The 17127-nt window shown below is 39.3% G+C and carries 11 protein-coding genes; 3 read left to right on the forward strand and 8 right to left on the reverse strand.

Features of this window, described 5'->3' with window-relative positions; genetic code table 11:
- Positions 1-69 precede the first annotated feature (69 nt).
- The 6 genes from Q4533_RS04705 to Q4533_RS04730 all read right to left on the reverse strand — a co-directional run bounded on the left by Q4533_RS04705 (position 70) and on the right by Q4533_RS04730 (position 9155).
- A complete protein-coding gene (locus Q4533_RS04705; protein ID WP_303502108.1) occupies positions 70-3099 on the reverse strand; it encodes a TonB-dependent receptor in 3030 nt (1009 codons plus the stop codon).
- A 315-nt stretch (positions 3100-3414) separates the two neighbouring features.
- Complete coding sequence (locus Q4533_RS04710) at positions 3415-4452, reverse strand: glycoside hydrolase family 43 protein (protein ID WP_303502109.1); 1038 nt, start codon at positions 4450-4452, stop codon at positions 3415-3417.
- 93 nt (positions 4453-4545) lie between these two features.
- Entirely contained in the window at positions 4546-5904 is a 1359-nt protein-coding gene (locus Q4533_RS04715) for an MFS transporter (RefSeq protein ID WP_102435449.1), read from the reverse strand.
- Positions 5905-6045: 141 nt separating this feature from the next.
- The gene (locus tag Q4533_RS04720; RefSeq protein ID WP_102435451.1) at positions 6046-6762 is read right to left on the reverse strand and encodes an NUDIX domain-containing protein; all 717 of its coding nucleotides are present in this window, start codon (positions 6760-6762) and stop codon (positions 6046-6048) included.
- A 288-nt stretch (positions 6763-7050) separates the two neighbouring features.
- Complete coding sequence (locus Q4533_RS04725) at positions 7051-8085, reverse strand: LacI family DNA-binding transcriptional regulator (protein WP_102435453.1); 1035 nt, start codon at positions 8083-8085, stop codon at positions 7051-7053.
- Between the two features lie 113 nt (positions 8086-8198).
- A complete protein-coding gene (locus Q4533_RS04730) occupies positions 8199-9155 on the reverse strand; it encodes a Gfo/Idh/MocA family protein (RefSeq protein WP_102435454.1) in 957 nt (318 codons plus the stop codon).
- Between the two features lie 200 nt (positions 9156-9355).
- Between Q4533_RS04730 and xylB the strand changes: the two genes are divergently transcribed.
- Complete coding sequence (gene xylB / locus Q4533_RS04735; RefSeq protein ID WP_102435456.1) at positions 9356-10813, forward strand: xylulokinase; 1458 nt, start codon at positions 9356-9358, stop codon at positions 10811-10813.
- Positions 10814-10863: 50 nt separating this feature from the next.
- Positions 10864-12183, forward strand: a complete 1320-nt coding sequence (xylA, locus tag Q4533_RS04740) for a xylose isomerase (protein ID WP_102435458.1) — start codon at positions 10864-10866, stop codon at positions 12181-12183.
- A 115-nt stretch (positions 12184-12298) separates the two neighbouring features.
- On the opposite strand, the gene Q4533_RS04745 is transcribed toward xylA, so the two are convergent.
- Both Q4533_RS04745 and galE read right to left on the reverse strand, forming a co-directional pair.
- Positions 12299-13894, reverse strand: a complete 1596-nt coding sequence (locus Q4533_RS04745; protein ID WP_303502110.1) for a glycoside hydrolase family 43 protein — start codon at positions 13892-13894, stop codon at positions 12299-12301.
- A 496-nt stretch (positions 13895-14390) separates the two neighbouring features.
- The gene (gene galE / locus Q4533_RS04750; protein WP_303502112.1) at positions 14391-15419 is read right to left on the reverse strand and encodes a UDP-glucose 4-epimerase GalE; all 1029 of its coding nucleotides are present in this window, start codon (positions 15417-15419) and stop codon (positions 14391-14393) included.
- Between the two features lie 506 nt (positions 15420-15925).
- Here galE and Q4533_RS04755 point away from each other — a divergent pair.
- Positions 15926-17125 carry an efflux RND transporter periplasmic adaptor subunit gene (locus tag Q4533_RS04755; protein ID WP_303502114.1) on the forward strand — a complete coding sequence of 400 codons (1200 nt, stop codon included), beginning with the start codon at positions 15926-15928 and terminating at the stop codon, positions 17123-17125.
- The last annotated feature ends 2 nt before the right edge of the window (positions 17126-17127 follow it).

The raw sequence follows: 17127 nt of genomic DNA on the forward strand, positions 1-17127 counted from the left end.
CTCACCACAAACACAAGTAAATAAGGGTGATAGCGACTGGGGGCAGCCGCTATCATTTACAGCTCGCTTCTAGAACGTATAGCGAACCCCTAATCCATATCGCGCACCTGTTTGTGTTGTTTCAAACACTAATTGGCTTTGACGACCATGCTTACGAACCACTTCTTCAGTAATGTTTATCCCTTCAGCAAAGACGGTAAGTCCTTCAACTGCTGGAATGTCATAACTGATACTGAAGTCAATTTGATAATATTCTTCAGTGTAGATAGGCGTGGTTAAATCGCCATTAACGCGTTTATCTGACAAGAACTCATCACGCCAGTTATAAGCAATACGCGCCTGCACACCGTAGTTATCGTAAAATAACACTAAGTTTGCAGTATCACTTAAGCCCACTAATGCTTCAGTATCTTCAAGTGAACTATCATCATATTGTAAATCTGAATCTACCATGGTGTAGTTTACAATACCGCCGAAACCCGTTTCACCAAATAAGTGTTGTACATTAAACTCAATGCCATCGATGGTATGTTCTGTGTCACCATTAATAGGCACATTTAAGTCAAATACGACTTCATCATCTGTTAATGGGTCGCCAGCAATCGTACCGCCATCTAACAAGCCATCATCATCAAAATTTGGTGTTACGTTTGGATCATCTGCATAATTTTCAAAAATATAAGTACGAATTTGCTCATTTGATGCGTTAGCACCTAAAGCTGCCACTGCCGCATTAAATTTATCACCACTCAAAGGGTTAGATAGATTGAAAATATTAGACTGTTTAGAGCCATAGCTAATCCAGTTAGACACGTCCTTTCTGAAATAACCCAAAGAAGCATAACTACCCGCATCGTAATACCACTCTGCAGACAAGTCATAGTTAATTGACTCTAATGGTTCTAAGCCAGGATTCCCTGAACTGCCAGAGTACCCACTTAAATTACCACCCGTATTAATGGTCGTTCCACCTAACAGCGAGTTATAACCCGCACGTGAAATTGTTTTACCTACTGCTGCGCGAACGCGTACATCTTCGGTCACATCTAAGTTAAAGTTAATGTTTGGTAAGAAAATATAGTAGTCAGCACTTTGCTTTAGAGTTTCAATACCTGTTTGCCCCGTGATAGAGGTGGATGTGTCTTCGTTCCATTCAACGCGGCTATAACCCGGCGCCGAAGCTGTCGAGACTACATCAGTTTGTTCATAACGTAGACCGACATGTACGCTATATGGCATATCAAACATTTCACCTAAGAAATTAGCTTGAATGTATGCTGCGGTGGTTTCTTCTTCAGTAAAGCGGTTGGTATCAGCATCCCAATTCGTCGAAGCACAGAATTGGCCTTCTCCATTAGGACCTGCAGCAGCGCCAGAGGCGGCCTTACAATCACCATATAGACCATCAACATTAGCGATAGGATCGGCATATTCTGCAGCACTGATGATCTCATCAAAGTCAGCAAAGAAAATACGATTAAATAAATCGTAATCACTTTGGGTTGGAGTACCTTCAAAATCACCAGCGGTACCTGTATCATCAAATTTGTCTAGGATGGTATCTTCAGTCCAATTAATATCCTCGAAGTCACCTTCTTCACCGACGCCACCCCAATCTGGGCGTTGCACTTGAGTATGACGATAGCGGTTATTCACAGTGTTAAGCGAAACACCAAAATCAATACTTAAATCACTGTTAAAATGGTATTTACCATCTAATTGAGTTTGATCAATTTCTGACGTGTATTTGTCATTGGCAAACCAACTTCCTGATAAACGCATGGTACTAGGGTTAAAGTTTTCGATATCGCCTACAGCAATGCCCGGTAAACTGCCCGTTAAATCAAGGCCGGTACGGCTACGCGTATATGACGGTAATTGCACGTTGTTACGAGTACCGTGACGTGGATCCGACGCTTTCATGTTGGCTTTAGAGCTATGATGATCTAGCGTTAACACTAAATCTTCTGTTACCTGCCAATCAAGGTTTAAGCCAATTGAATCAGTAACCTCTTCACGACCCCAAGCACCCACTGTTAGTGAAGTATCTTTTAAATCACCAGGGCTGTTGATGTCATAAATTTCAGAATAAATTAATGGCACAGCATTGGGCTCACCCGTCCAAACTGATTCACTGCGATCGCCGGCATAGTTAAACCAAACTGAAGCATCAGTATGCTGTTCTTCAATGGTATTTCTGAAGGTGGTGTAATCCAATGTCGCAGTAAAGTTTTCAATTGGACGATATTGTAATGTTAATTGGCCATTGATACGTTCACGTTGACGTTCTTCCATGACATAGCGTGGCTGTTGTGGGTTTGAGTAAATACCCATAGTTGGACGATTAGTTCCGCCTTCAGCACCTGCTGGTACGCCGCCCCAACCTGTGTTGCTCGCGTCACTGGCACGATAGCCTTGATCGGCTAAAAACTGTTTCATACCACTTTCACGTTCTTGATAACTACCTGAAATAGCAATACCAAAAGTATCATCAGCAAAAGTTTGTGAATATAAACCGCTAAACTCAGGAGTAACCCCACCTGTTTCTGTCGAAGCATCATCTACAGCTTTACCTGACAGACTGGCTGTTAGACCGGGTGCATCTAGTGGTTTATAAGTACTTAAATTAATCGTTGCACCAATACCACCAGTAGTAATGCTGGCATCAGAGGTTTTATAAACTTCAACACCGGATACACTTTCGGCAGCGACATTGGCAAAATCAAACGTACGACTACCTGTAGTATTAGGTAACTGTCGTCCATTTAAGGTGATAAGATTTTGTGCCGAGCCAAAACCACGCACAGTCACAGTACTACCTTCACCGTTAGAACGGTCAATAGAAACACCAGTAATACGTTGCAGTGACTCCGCTAAGTTAGTATCCGGAAATTTACCAATATCTTCTGCAGAAATGGCATCAACAACACCTTCGGCTTCGCGTTTTAGATCCATTGAACGGATTAAACTGCCACGAATACCTGTCACTTGAATCACTTCGACGTCATCAGCTGCTTCTGCAGCATAACTGCTATGTGTCGCAGACATTGAACTTAATGCTGCTAGAATTGAAGTGGCTATTATCTTTTTATTAAACATCTCATTCTCCCCTCGCTTCGTTATTGCCAAAATGGCAATGACTCCTTTTTCAATTAATTACTCCCCAGAAGTAACTAACCGTTTGATTTAAAAATCCAATAAAGAGTACTAACAAAGACTGCAATCGATTCGTATGTTATTAAATCGTTAAATTCAATATAAAGCTATAGTTTGTCGATTCTCTGCTCATTATTGCGTATTTAAATGTGTAAACTTTTCGTTAATCTTTACCTGTATTATTTAAATCTACTGGTCAAATTGACCATAACTTATTTAGACAAATAAAAATGTTGCTATCCCGCTTTATACAAAGCATTACTCATATGCTGTTATGGTTATTATTTGACCGTCTGAATCATGGTGTAATTGTGTTTTTTTCACACAACGCAAATGTGTTTGACCCGACGATAAACTGGCATCATGGTAGAATAAAAACCACTTTCCTTGATGCTCCACAATTGAATGATGGTTAGTCCAACCTAAAACGGGATTTAATATCACACCTTGATATACAAATGGCCCATAAGGATTATCACCAATACCATAAGCAATATTATGGGTATCTCCAGTAGAGTATGAAAAATAATATTTCCCATTATGTTTATGTACCCAAGACGCTTCAAAGAAACGACGTTGGTTATCAGCTGTGGTGATTGGATGACCCTTTTCATCGACAATAACGATGTCTTGAACCTCTTCGGCTAAAGACAACATATCATCTGATAACTTTGCCATTTTGGCTGGCAATGCAGCTTGCTCATCTTCAGGGTAACTGTCTTGCAGACTAAACTGGCCTTCATGCCAATTTTGTAATTGCCCGCCCCATAAACCACCAAAATATAAGTAATAACTGCCATCATCATCTTCAAAAACAGCCGGGTCTATACTAAATGAACCTTCAATATAATTATCTTCAGCAACAAAGGGGCCTGCTGGTGAATGGCTTGTTGCTACGCCAATTCTAAAAATACCTTGTAAATCACGAGCCGGAAAATAAAAATAATAAGCGCCATTTTTATGAGCAGCATCTGGCGCCCACATTTGCTTACTCGCCCACTTAACATTTTCTACACTCAAAGCAACACCATGATCAATCACGTCATTAGTATCATTATCAATAGATAAAACATGATAATCTTTCATGGCAAAATGATCGCCATCGTCATTAATTTGAGTATCAGTTTCTATATCATGTGAAGGATAGATATATATTTTATCCTCAAACACATGAGCAGAAGGATCGGCTGTATATATATGAGATACTAATGGTTCATCCTTCTGTTTAAATGAATGAGCATTTTCAATATCCAATTGCTGCTTCCTTTCAGCATCACTTACTTCTTTATTAATCATGGTTTCCCTTTTCTATTTAACCTTAGCACCCAATACAACACCAAGATTTCAACGAATACTTTTAAATTAACAATTTTCAATAATTAAAAGTAACTAGCTGCATTTTGTTTCAAGTAGATTTAATTGAATTTTTTTAACTTCCATTTCTGTTAAACGATATTTACTAATGACAAATAAACAGATGATGGTGCACGCAATAGGTATTCCGGCAAAGGCCAATAAAATGCCTGACAATGTATGTTCAGTTTGTACTTCATTAGGGACATAGTCATACGCAGACAATATCCAACCAGCTAATGCGCCACCAATAGCAAACCCAAATTTAATGGCTAACAAATGCCCTGAAAAAGTGATAGCCGTTAAACGTTTACCCATTTTCTCAACGCCGTAATCAACAGTGTCAGCAACCATTGAAAACATAATGGGCGTTATGATCATATGGGCAAAGTTGGCGATGAAGTAAGCAATAAAGATAAGTGCTATTTGGTCACTGCCTATGACATAAAATAATGAATGTGAAATTATCACTACCACTAATGCCACCTGAAACAGGATCTTTTTCTCAATAAACTTAGACAGGAAATTAGTCGATATCGCACCAAGTACTGAACCCACTGCTGCCAATGTTAAAAAATTCGATAGCAGCGATTCATCACCGATGTAATATTTAATATAATGCGGTGCAACAGATGCTCGAATACCGATAAGAATTAACGTCGCTAGACTAATAATGGCAATGACTAACCATTGATCATTTTTAAATAACTGAAAGAAATCTTTAAAAATACTCTGAGTCGAGCGTTTACTCGCATCCGTGTTAGTGAGTGTTTCTTTGGTCATTGCAAAACACATTAAGAAACAGATAGCGGCTAATGTCCCCATGAAAATCATTGCTAATGGATAACCTACAGCATCATTCCCTTGACCAAAATATTCGACTAACCTTGGTATTGCCCAAACAATAACCACCAGCGCAGCCATCGCCATGGCAAATCTAAAAGATTGTAAAGAGGTCCTTTCTTTAGGATCTGAAGCCATCACCCCACCTAAAGCACCATATGGAATGTTAATTGCCGTGTAACATGTCATTAGCAGCCCATAAGTCACGTAGGCATAAATCAACTTACCCGTACTATCAAAATCAGGGGTGATAAACGCTAAGCAGGCTAAAACGCCATAAGGTACTGCTAACATTAGAATGTATGGACGGTATGAGCCCCAACGAGTACGAGTTCTATCTGCTAGACCGCCCATGATAGGGTCAGTTAATCCGTCAAAAAGCCTAACCGATAACAATAAGGTTCCGGCTGCTGCAGCTGAGAGACCATAAACATCGGTATAGAAAATCAACATAAAGTTGGCGACCATTTGAAACACGATGTTACTTGCAGTGTCTCCTAGGCCATAGCCAAGCTTTTCTTTAATGGTGAGTTTCTTATTCGTCTTTTCCATTACCATTACATTCCAATTAAAGGTTATAGTCACAAACACTATATCAATTAATTAACATTGTAAACAGCTTTAGGTAATTATTAACAGGGTGTAAAAAAAGACAGCGATTGCTGTCTTTGATGGGGTAGCAAAACTTATGTTTTAGTATTCAAAGGTATAACCGAATTGCGTCAGCTTTTCATAAACATCAATGTCAAAACGGTACAATGCGGCAGCGCGATGTGCCACATTACGTTGTTTTTCTTTGCAATCTATCAATAAATCCATCTTTAAAATTTTTCGACGAAAGTTAGGTTTGTCTAAGGTTAAACCCAATATAGATTCATACAATTCTTGCAGTTGTAATAAAGTGAACTTCTCAGGTAATAGACTGAAACCTAAGGGTTCATGTCTTACTTTGTATTTTAAATGATTTAAGCAGCTGGCGAGAATGTTGCCATGATCAAACATTAATTTAGGGACTTGTCTCACATCAAACCATTCACACTCAATAGCATTGGCACCATGAGCTAAATCAGTGTCATCAAAACGCACTAATGAATAAAAAGCAATGGTAATAATACGTCTGGCAGGATAACGGTCAACATCACCAAATGCACCTAGCTGATCTAAGTACAAGTTTTCGACACCCGTGGTATTTTTAACGACGCGAGATGCCGCCGTTTCAAGATTCTCATTACTGCGTACCCAGTGTCCAACGAGCCCCCACTGGTTAGTTGCAAGCCCTTGATTGTATTTAACGAGTAATACTTTTAGCTTACCTTCATGCAGGGTAAAAATAAGATTATCAACGGTTAAGTTACTAATACAATCAGCTGGAATCGTTTCTTCATTAATAACTTCGTTTATAAAGTTCACGGGGGGTATCCAAATAATAGAGCAAGCAATGTGATACAACTTGAGGGGATGTAGCAGTCAATAGCTAGCTAAACACCCTATTCTAAAGTCATACACAACAGAAATTTATAAAACACTTTACTCATCAAAATCATAATTGTAAATGACTGATACAATTTCAATTTATACTTTGAGAGACTGAAAAGTTAAATGTTGAGTGCATAAACACCCAAGTGTAAACGTGTGTTTATGCCTCCAAATTTTTGATGTGAGTATTGTTAAAACCAGTTTATTAACACTTTTAGTCGTTTACGTGTTCGCTTTACTCGACTCTCTTTGGATAATAGTAAAGTCTAGAATGTTGCGTAGTTGAGTGCCTTTTAGATCAGAAAAGTCTTTATTTTTATTAGCGGTAAATAAACTCACCGCTAACTTGGCCATGTCATTGATAGGTTGCCTAACCGTAGTGATGTTTGGCCATACAATCGTAGCAAGCGTTGTATCATCAAAACCGACAACAGATAAGTCATTAGGGACATTCAGCCCTTGGTTTTGGGCAATTGATATGACTGCGGCAGCCATATCATCATTAGCTGCAAAGATAGCGCTAGGTTTATCAGTTAACGACAACATTTTCTTCGCAGCTAACATTCCAGATTGATAGCTAAAGCAACCTTGCTCTATGTATTCCGGTGGGGTATTTATTCTATTTGAACGCAGTGCATCTAAATAACCTTGATAGCGTAAACGACTAACCCCTTGCTTCGGATCACCAATAATATGGCCAATTTTATGATGACCTTGTTTTATTAGTGTTTCCGTTAAATCAAAAGCGGCTTGATAGTCGTCCATACAAATATAGGGTGAAACAGTTAATTGACTATCCGGCGCGACTCTTACAAACGGAACATTAGCCCGTTGTAAACAATCAATTATTTCCTTTTGGTCACAAACCGGAGGCAGTAAAATTATTCCATCCACTTTGGTTTCGTTAATCAGATCATTTACTGATTGCAGTGTTATATCAAGGTTATTGTCTGCTTCATCTACCACGAGGTGAAACCCTTTAGCACGACAGTTTTTCAATGCACTTAACAAAAACTGGCTAATATAGGCATCACTTGGATTGTCATATATTAACCCGAGTAAATAGGATTTATTACTGGCTAATCGACGTGCAGATTCATTAGGTCGATAGTGTAACTGCTTAGCCACAGCTAGCACTTTACTGCGAGTATTATCACTGACGTTAGGATCTTGGTTTAAAACCCGCGATACTGTCATCATTGAGACACCAGCTGCTAATGCGACATCCTGTATGCGTGCTTTTTTTACCTTACCCATAACTTGCCTACTCATCATTATCAGGTCAAAAATATAAACAGCTACTCACGTACTTCATAAATATATCGTTAATATTAAAAAACTTAATGATACAGAAACACTAACCTTAAGCCTTAAATAAGCGCCTTAACCTTGGCTAACTGTACTTGAAACAATAAGCTATGTTGATGGGTAACCACTGCACTTTCAGCCTTGCCCTGCTTAATCAGTCGGCATGCTTCATCTGCCTCAAAGTGATAACCTAATGATTGTCTATCATCACTAAAACTTTCGATTAAATCATCAAGATGAAATAAATGACATTCTTTCGCTCTAAATGCATCAGGGATCAAGATGTAACCCTTATCGCCAATAAGATAAGCATTATTACCCAATCGACATTGAAATGAGGTTGCAAGACTGACCATCACATCATCGCTTTTGCCAATAATGATGACATCATCTTCCACACCTGTTTCGCAGACATGTGCTTGAACATAGAGATTATCGATATCAGACTGTAGGAAGTAATCTGCAATTGCCAAGGGATAAATTCCCATATCCAATAAACAACCACCCGCCAATTCAGCATTATATTCTCGGCCATCTGGGTTAAACGGCACGGGATAACCAAAATCAACTTTAATGTGCTTAAGCTTGCCAATTCGGCCATCATTTAACCATTGCTTAGCTTGTTGCATCGCAGGTAAAAAGTAAGTCCATAAGGCTTCCATCAGCAGCAAGCCTTTATCTTGGGCTAAGGTGACCAAAATTTGGCATTGCTCTGTTGAAACTGTCATCGGTTTTTCGCACAGTACATGCTTTCCAGCAGTCAACGCATCGAAGGCTTGTTGAAAGTGAAAATTATGTGGGGTGCCGATATACACAATATCAACCTTTGGATCATCAAATAATGCTTGGTAGCCTTGATACGCTTTTTCAACCTGGTATTGCTTGGCAAATTCATCGGCATCAGTTTGCTTTCTGGCTGCTACCGCATATAAATGGCTATTCTCAGAAAAGACTAAGTCCTGACAAAATAAAGCTGCAATCCTTCCTGCGCTAACAATCCCCCAATTTAGCTTGGCCATACTTTACTCCCTTTATATTCATCAAATTGCCTTATCAAAAGCGATTTATCGCGCTGTAAAACCTGCGCTATCTGCTATTAACTCGATTAACAGCCAACCAAAGTTAACATTAATGAAACAAAATACACTTGATAGATTTAAAACTCAATGATAATGTTAGCGCTAACAAAAAATAGAAACTCATAACAACGGATAGAATTATGTACCTTGGAATAGACTTAGGAACCTCTTGTGTGAAGGTCATTATCTTAGACAATAATGATCAGTTGTTAGCACAAGCCAGTTCAGCACTGACAATATCTCGTCCCCACGACCAATGGTCAGAACAAGATCCAAATCATTGGTGGCAAGCTACCTGTTCAGCGATGGCAGAGCTTAAAACCCAAAAGCCTGAATTACTCAAAGCGATTAAGTCTATTGGTTTGTCAGGTCAAATGCATGGGGCGACTTTACTAGATAGCGACAACCAAGTTATTCGTCCGGCGATATTATGGAATGATGGTCGAAGCGAAATTCAATGTAAAACCTTAGAAGAAAATGAACCCAACTCGCGTAATATTACCGGTAACATTGCGATGCCAGGCTTTACTGCACCAAAGTTGTTATGGGTAAAAGAGCATGAACCTGAAAACTTTAACAAAGTATCCAAGGTATTATTACCTAAAGATTTTTTACGTTTCAAAATGACTGGGGATTTTGCATCAGACATGTCTGACTCCGCAGGTACCCTGTGGTTAGATGTCAAGAATCGTTGCTGGTCTGAAGCGATGCTAACGGCAACTTCTTTAAGCATTGAACATATGCCGCAGCTATTTGAAGGCACAGATATAACAGGCAAGTTAAGCCCGAATATTGCCAGTTTATGGGGCATGGATTCTGTGCCTGTTGTTGCTGGCGCGGGTGACAATGCCGCTGGCGCAATTGGTATCGGCGTGATTAAGCCAAACCAAGCATTTTTATCTCTAGGCACGTCTGGCGTTTATTTTGTTGCAAATGAGCAATATTTACCTAATCCAGATAACGCTGCCCATACTTTTTGTCACTGTTTGAGTGATACCTGGCATCAAATGTCGGTGGTATTAAGCGCGGCAAGTTGTTTGAGTTGGGTGACAAAACTAACAGGTTATGGCAATGAATCAGCCCTACTAGAACAAATCGCTAAATGTGATTTTAGTCAGCCAAACTCAGTGTTGTTTTTACCTTACCTTTCTGGTGAACGAACCCCGCACAATAACCCGAATGCCAAAGGCGTTTTCTTTGGTTTAGACCATAACACCACTGCTGCCAGCCTTGGCCGCGCAGTATTAGAAGGTGTGGCATTTGCTTTTGCTGATGGTCAACAGGTGTTACTAGATGCGGGTGCAACCATTGATGAAATTACGGTTATTGGCGGTGGTTCAAAAAGTCGATTATGGGGAGATATTCTTGCTAGCGTATTGAACCGTTCACTTTCATACCGTGAAGGCGGTGAAGTCGGACCGGCATATGGCGCAGCAAGGTTAGCAAGAATTGCTGTAGAACAGAGTCCTCTTGAATCAATCTGCACCAGTGGCAAGCTTGAACACCTGGTATTACCTAACCCTGAAATGCAAGTTTATTACGCCGATCAATATCAAAAATTTAAAGCCTTATACCAAGCAACCAAACATCTATTTTAATAATTAAACCCTTAAATAGTATTAAATTAACTAAAAGAAACGGAGTCAACATGAGCGAACAATTTTTTAATAATATCGAAAAAATCAAATACGAAGGCGAAGCCAGTAAAAACCCTTTAGCATTTCGTTACTACGACGAAAATCGTGTCGTTCTTGGTAAAACAATGAAACAACATTTGCGTTTTGCCGCTTGTTACTGGCATAACTTCTGTTCAACGGGTTTTGATATTTTTGGTGAAGGTACCTTCGATCGCCCTTGGATCCAACCTGTAGGTGATCAACTGGCTCTAGCTGAACAAAAAGCCAAGGTTGCATTCGAATTTTTTGAAAAGCTTGGTGTACCCTATTTTTGCTTTCACGACACCGATATTGCTCCTGAAGGCGCAACGTTAAAAGAAAGCCATGCTAACGTAAACCACATTGCAGACATTCTAGAAAAAGAAATGCAGCGTACTGGCGTTAAATTACTTTGGGGTACAGCTAATCTGTTCTCAAATAAACGTTTTTGTGCAGGTGGTGCTACGAATCCAAACCCTGAAGTGTTTGCCTATGGCGCAGCTCAAGTAAAACACGCAATGGAAGTGACTAACCGTTTAGGTGGCGAAAACTACGTGTTATGGGGCGGCCGTGAAGGTTATGATTCGCTACTGAATACTAACTTAAAGCAAGAAAGCGAACAGTACGCACGCTTTTTAAAAATGGTAGTAGAACATAAACATAAAATTGGTTTTAAAGGCACTTTGTTAATCGAGCCTAAGCCTCAAGAACCGACTAAACATCAATACGATTATGACACTGCAACCGTCGCAGGCTTCTTACACAAGCACGGTTTACAAGATGAAATTAAAGTAAATATTGAAGCTAACCACGCAACCTTGGCTGGACACAGCTTCCATCATGAAGTAGCTGTAGCATGTGCTGAAGGCATTATGGGCAGTATCGATGCTAACCGTGGTGATATGCAAAATGGTTGGGACACAGACCAATACCCTAACGATGTTGCTGAATGTACCTTAGTGATGTACGAAATTTTAAAATCAGGTGGTTTTACAACCGGCGGATTAAATTTCGATACAAAACTTCGTCGTCAATCGTGTGAAAATGATGATTTATTCCATGGTCACATTGGTGGTATGGATACCATGGCTAAATCACTACTTAATGCAGCACAACTTATTGAAGATGCACCGTTATCTTCATTTGTAGAGCAACGTTATGCAGGCTGGAATAAAGGACTTGGTAAAGATATTTTTGATGGTCAACATAGCTTAGAAAGCTTAGCTAAGGTAGTCCATGAGCAGAATATCAATCCAACATCGGTTTCTGGACGCCAAGAATTACTTGAAAATGTGGTTAATCGCTATATTTAAAATTGATTTCTAATAAACCTCTTTGCTTGTGGTTTAAATGAATGTATAGAAAATAGGCCATCTTATTTTAAGATGGCCTATTTTTTTAACGCTGATTTATTAAGATGTTAAATCGCTAATGCTTTTCTTGATAATCAAAATAGTTAAACTCAGCGGCAATATTTGCGCCGGTTAAATCTTGGCAACACATCCCAATAAATGCACCAGTAAAATTAGCGCCTTCACCCTTTCCTGCTTCATCAGAAATAACACTGTAATCTAATTCGCAAATAGGTAACCACACATCCTTCTCAACCGAATAACTAAAGGTCAGCAGCTCATTATCAACTTCAGCCCTAAGGCTCACAGTCTCGCTGCTAATTGGCAGCCGTTTTTGATAAATGGGAAAATCAGCTTTTAAAGATTCATCACCCAAACAGCTCATAACATCGATATGCACACCTTTTTCATCATCATATGAAACATACAAATAATGAAACTTATGCGCATTGTAATAGCAAATTAACCCTGCTTGTTGCTGAAAGCTCATTGGTTTAAAGCGTAATTGAGTTTGTGCCACAAAAGATAAATGCTGTTGTCTTCTCGCGATAAGTGCCTGTTTAAAGGTACTACCTACAGAATGTTTACCATACAAAGTCAACGCGCCAGGCTTATCCGTTAAACTATAAAAACATTCAGGATTTGGGATTCTCAACCATTGATAATGGCAGGGTAATATCGAGGTTGAAAAGTCATCATAATGTGAGAAATCTCTTTTGGGTGTAACGGTTAAGCCTATAGGATTAACCTCACCATACACTTCACCCGATGCCAGCCTAAACCAAGCATCATCATGTAATATTAATGCTTGAATACCGGTTTCTCGCCCTAACGGGCTGCGCTTAACACCATCATCTAGTTTTAGCGGCCTAGAAAGCAGATGGGTTAAATACCATTGCCCTTCTTGAGTTTGAACTAAACCTCCATGACCTGTTCGCTGTAAGGGTTTATCGAGTTGATCTTTAGACGTCAATACATGTACATTGGGATCAATCTCATAAGGACCCGCGATATGCTTTGAACGCGCAAACGTGCAAGCATGTTCATAACTGGTGCCACCTTCTGCCGTTAATAAATAATAATAATCATTTATCTTATACAAGTGTGGGCCTTCTGTAAGGCGATGAGGGCTACCAGCAAATATATTAACTGCTGTGCCAATTAACTTTTGCTGTTTGTGGCAATATTGCTGCAATACTATCCCTGCAAAGGGATGTTTATTTGGTCGATGATCCCACAGCATATTAACTAACCATTTACTGCCATCGTCATCATGAAATAATGATGGGTCAAAACCACTGCTATTTAAATAAACCGGGTTACTCCATTCACCATCAATGGTGCTACACGTCGTTAGATAATTAGGGGTATCTTTAAAATTTCCATCAAATCGTTTTACATTGGTATAAATGAGATAGAACAAACCTTCCGCATAACTCAAACAAGGCGCCCAGATACCACAGGAGTCAGGACAACCTGTCATATCCAGTAGTGCAGCCCGATTTAATGGCCTACTCACTAATGTCCAATTAACCAAATCCACAGAATGGAAAATTTGAACTCCGGGATACCATTCAAATGTCGACACGGCAATGTAATAGTCATCGCCTACTCTGACAATACTGGGGTCGGGATGAAACCCTGGTAAAATTGGGTTTATTTGTTGACTCATAAGCAACCTGTTTTGTAACGACAAAGTTAAAAAGTGAGTTATTTTATATCACACAACAGTTGTTAGCGCTAACATTAGAGGTGGAGTTATTGCTAAAAAAGCTTATTTTTCAATGTTCATTCACCAAAAAACTGACATATTAATTGCTTTTATATCAACTAAATAATTACTGTTTAATAGACTCTACTGAATGATACATGTGTCATATAACGGATAGGTTTAGGGCTAAATTTGGTTGGCGTGTATGTCGGACTTTTGCTGATATTTAAGAAAATGGAAATTGTTAGTATTGATGAAAAAGTGCCGACAACAGACTAGCTTTTAAAGGCATTCTTTCTGTTTGAATTGATCGTAGAAATGATTGTTTAAGTAATCGTTTAACTGATTGTTGCTGTGATTATTTAAGGGGGATTTACTTAACCAAGATGTGTGATAAACGCCTTCATTTTCACATAAAGGCGCTTTCAACTCATGCTGCGAGACATTAAGACTAACGTTACGCTTGATCATAACCATTAGGATTAGCTGATTGCCAGCGCCAGGTATCAACCATCATTTGATCTAAACTGCGCTTTGCTTGCCAATTCAATTGTTGATTAGCTTTTTGCGCATTGGCCCAAAATGCAGCTAAATCCCCTGCTCGTCTTGGACTAACTTCATAAGGGATAGGTTTTGCAACCGCCTTTTCAAACGCTGAAACAATATCAAATACCGATACGCCATTACCTGTACCTAAGTTAAATGCCTCAACACCAGTAAAGCTGGTATTATTGTCTAACCAGTTCATTGCTGCAACATGCCCTTCAGCCAAATCCATTACATGCAGATAGTCACGTTCACAGGTACCATCTTTTGTTGGATAATCAGCGCCAAAAATACTCAGCTTGTCACGTTTGCCCACCATAACTTGAGCAACATAAGGCAGTAGATTGTTAGGAATACCTTTAGGCGACTCACCAATTTGGCCGCTTTCATGGGCTCCAATTGGATTAAAGTAACGCAATGAAACTCCTCTAAAATTGCTGTTTGATACCGCAAAATCTGCCATCACCCGTTCGACCATTACTTTAGTTGCCCCATAAGGGCTTGAAGGTGTACCTAACTTCATGGTCTCAACATAAGGCACATCATTTTCTTCGCCATAAACGGTCGCAGATGAGCTAAAGATAAAGTTATGAACATTATGTTCGGCCATGGCTTCCAATAAACACACAGAGCCGTGAACATTATTTTGATAGTACTCAAGTGGAATTTGCGCTGATTCACCGACCGCTTTAAGGGCTGCAAAATGGATCACGGTTTGAATATCAAATTGCTCAAAAACTGCGGTTAAAGCCTGTTTGTCACGAATGTCACCTTCTATAAAAATTACCGATTTCCCAGTTAATGCCTCTACTCGCTTAATTGACTCAATATTTGAATTAAACAAATTATCAAAAACAACGACATTACAATTGTTTTCTAGCAGTGATAACACTGTATGTGAGCCAATATAACCTGCACCACCGGTAACTAATACGTTCATTACTGTTCCTTCTGTATAAAACTTATCAATCGCCTATTAATAACTCATTTATAATCTATGAACTCAGAGTAATTAATTAGCGTGTGTAAACGTTCAAAATGACAATTTATAATCCGCAATTTTGAACCTTACACATCAAAATTACTATTAAAAATTAGCTTCATGAGCGTAAATCAGCACAATATGTTAATGAATGTGGTTTTATTACCTATTTTTTTCCTTACCAGCCTCACATTTAAACCCGGTGTATACATTTACAACCTTGCCAATACTTATGTGACAAGCTCGTTTAACGTTATGAATCGCTATCAAAAAATGGGACTTTATATGAACAATTGTCGCTATAGGTAATAAGTAAACTGTCAGTCTCGAAACATTTTAAACATTAAATTACACATTGTTACCACTTACAGTTAACAGTTTTATTAACATCTCCATATAATGTCGATAACTCATTTGCACACAAGCGCGAAAGGTTTGTGTTATCTCTTCAAAAAGGATGTCCCGTGGCGACCACAATGCAAAAAGTTTTTCCTTTCTTAATTATAGGTTCTGGCATTGCCATAACTGCGGCCTTAGTTGCGATGAAGCAACCACCCGAAGAAAAACCAGCCGTAGACACTACACCGCTTGTATCAGTGCAGAGTATCGAATATAAGCCAATGACATTTACGGTTAGCTCTTACGGTGTTGTTAACCCTAAATATCAAACTGAATTAGTCGCGCAAGTTAGTGGGGAAATTACCTATCTAGCAGACACTTTTGTAAAAGGTGGCTTCATCAAAAAAGGCGATATCCTTGCCAAAATTGACCCAAGTGATTACGAATCAGCATTACTTGATGCACAAGCTGAACTGGCATCAGCTAAATCAAACCTAGTGCTAGAAAAAGCCACTGCAGCAGTAGCCGAACGTGAATGGGCTGAGATTACCGATAGTAAACCTAGCGATTTAAGTTTACGTAAACCTCAATTAGCCAAAGAAATCGCTAAGTTGAAAAGTGCTGAAGCCGGCTTACATCGTGCCCAACGTAATTTAGAACGTTCAGTGATTAAAGCACCTTATGATTCGTTAATCGCCAGTCGTAATATTGGCTTAGGCACTTATGTTGGCAATGGCGCATCAATTGGCACCTTGTATAACACTGAAATTGCTGAAGTACGTTTGCCACTTGCAGATAAAGAAATGCAATATCTAGACAGAAAAGGCGCTAATGCTGAAGTAAGTTTGGTGGGTAACTTCGCCGGTGAAAAACAGCAATGGCAAGGCACGATTGTCCGCAGCGAAGGTGTGATTGATAGTAAGAGTCGTATGACTTATTTAGTCGCTGAAATAAATGACCCTTATGCACTTAAAGGTAACCATAAAGAATTACGCTTTGGCACCTATGTCACAGCACATATTGGTGGCACACAAGCTGGCAGCGTTGCAATTATTCCCCGCCACCTGATTGTAAACGGTTTAGTTGCGGTCATGGATGCAGAAATGAAACTGCGTTATTTACCTGTTAATATTATTCGCCAAAACGGCAGTAACGTGATTATTTCAAGTGGTTTAGAAGATGGGATGAATATTATTACCTCGGCACTTGATTACCCTATTGAAGGCATGTCAGTAAAGTTACCTGAAGATAAGATTCTCCAGCAAGATGCTATTGAAGGTGACGACATTATTAAATCAGCAATCGCCATCAAAGATAAGGAATAATC

It is taken from the genome of Shewanella sp. 6_MG-2023, from assembly GCF_030547195.1.
Taxonomy (GTDB): domain Bacteria; phylum Pseudomonadota; class Gammaproteobacteria; order Enterobacterales; family Shewanellaceae; genus Shewanella.

What these genes read in the sequence shown, in the direction of transcription:
- Q4533_RS04705 (WP_303502108.1), bottom strand. Translation starts at nt 3,099, where the DNA reads ATGTTTAATAAAAAGATAATAGCCACTTCAATTCTAGCAGCATTAAGT.
- Q4533_RS04710 (WP_303502109.1), bottom strand. Translation starts at nt 4,452, where the DNA reads ATGATTAATAAAGAAGTAAGTGATGCTGAAAGGAAGCAGCAATTGGAT.
- Q4533_RS04715 (WP_102435449.1), bottom strand. Translation starts at nt 5,904, where the DNA reads ATGGAAAAGACGAATAAGAAACTCACCATTAAAGAAAAGCTTGGCTAT.
- Q4533_RS04725 (WP_102435453.1), bottom strand. Translation starts at nt 8,085, where the DNA reads ATGGGTAAGGTAAAAAAAGCACGCATACAGGATGTCGCATTAGCAGCT.
- Q4533_RS04730 (WP_102435454.1), bottom strand. Translation starts at nt 9,155, where the DNA reads ATGGCCAAGCTAAATTGGGGGATTGTTAGCGCAGGAAGGATTGCAGCT.
- xylB (WP_102435456.1), top strand. Translation starts at nt 9,356, where the DNA reads ATGTACCTTGGAATAGACTTAGGAACCTCTTGTGTGAAGGTCATTATC.
- xylA (WP_102435458.1), top strand. Translation starts at nt 10,864, where the DNA reads ATGAGCGAACAATTTTTTAATAATATCGAAAAAATCAAATACGAAGGC.
- Q4533_RS04745 (WP_303502110.1), bottom strand. Translation starts at nt 13,894, where the DNA reads ATGAGTCAACAAATAAACCCAATTTTACCAGGGTTTCATCCCGACCCC.
- galE (WP_303502112.1), bottom strand. Translation starts at nt 15,419, where the DNA reads ATGAACGTATTAGTTACCGGTGGTGCAGGTTATATTGGCTCACATACA.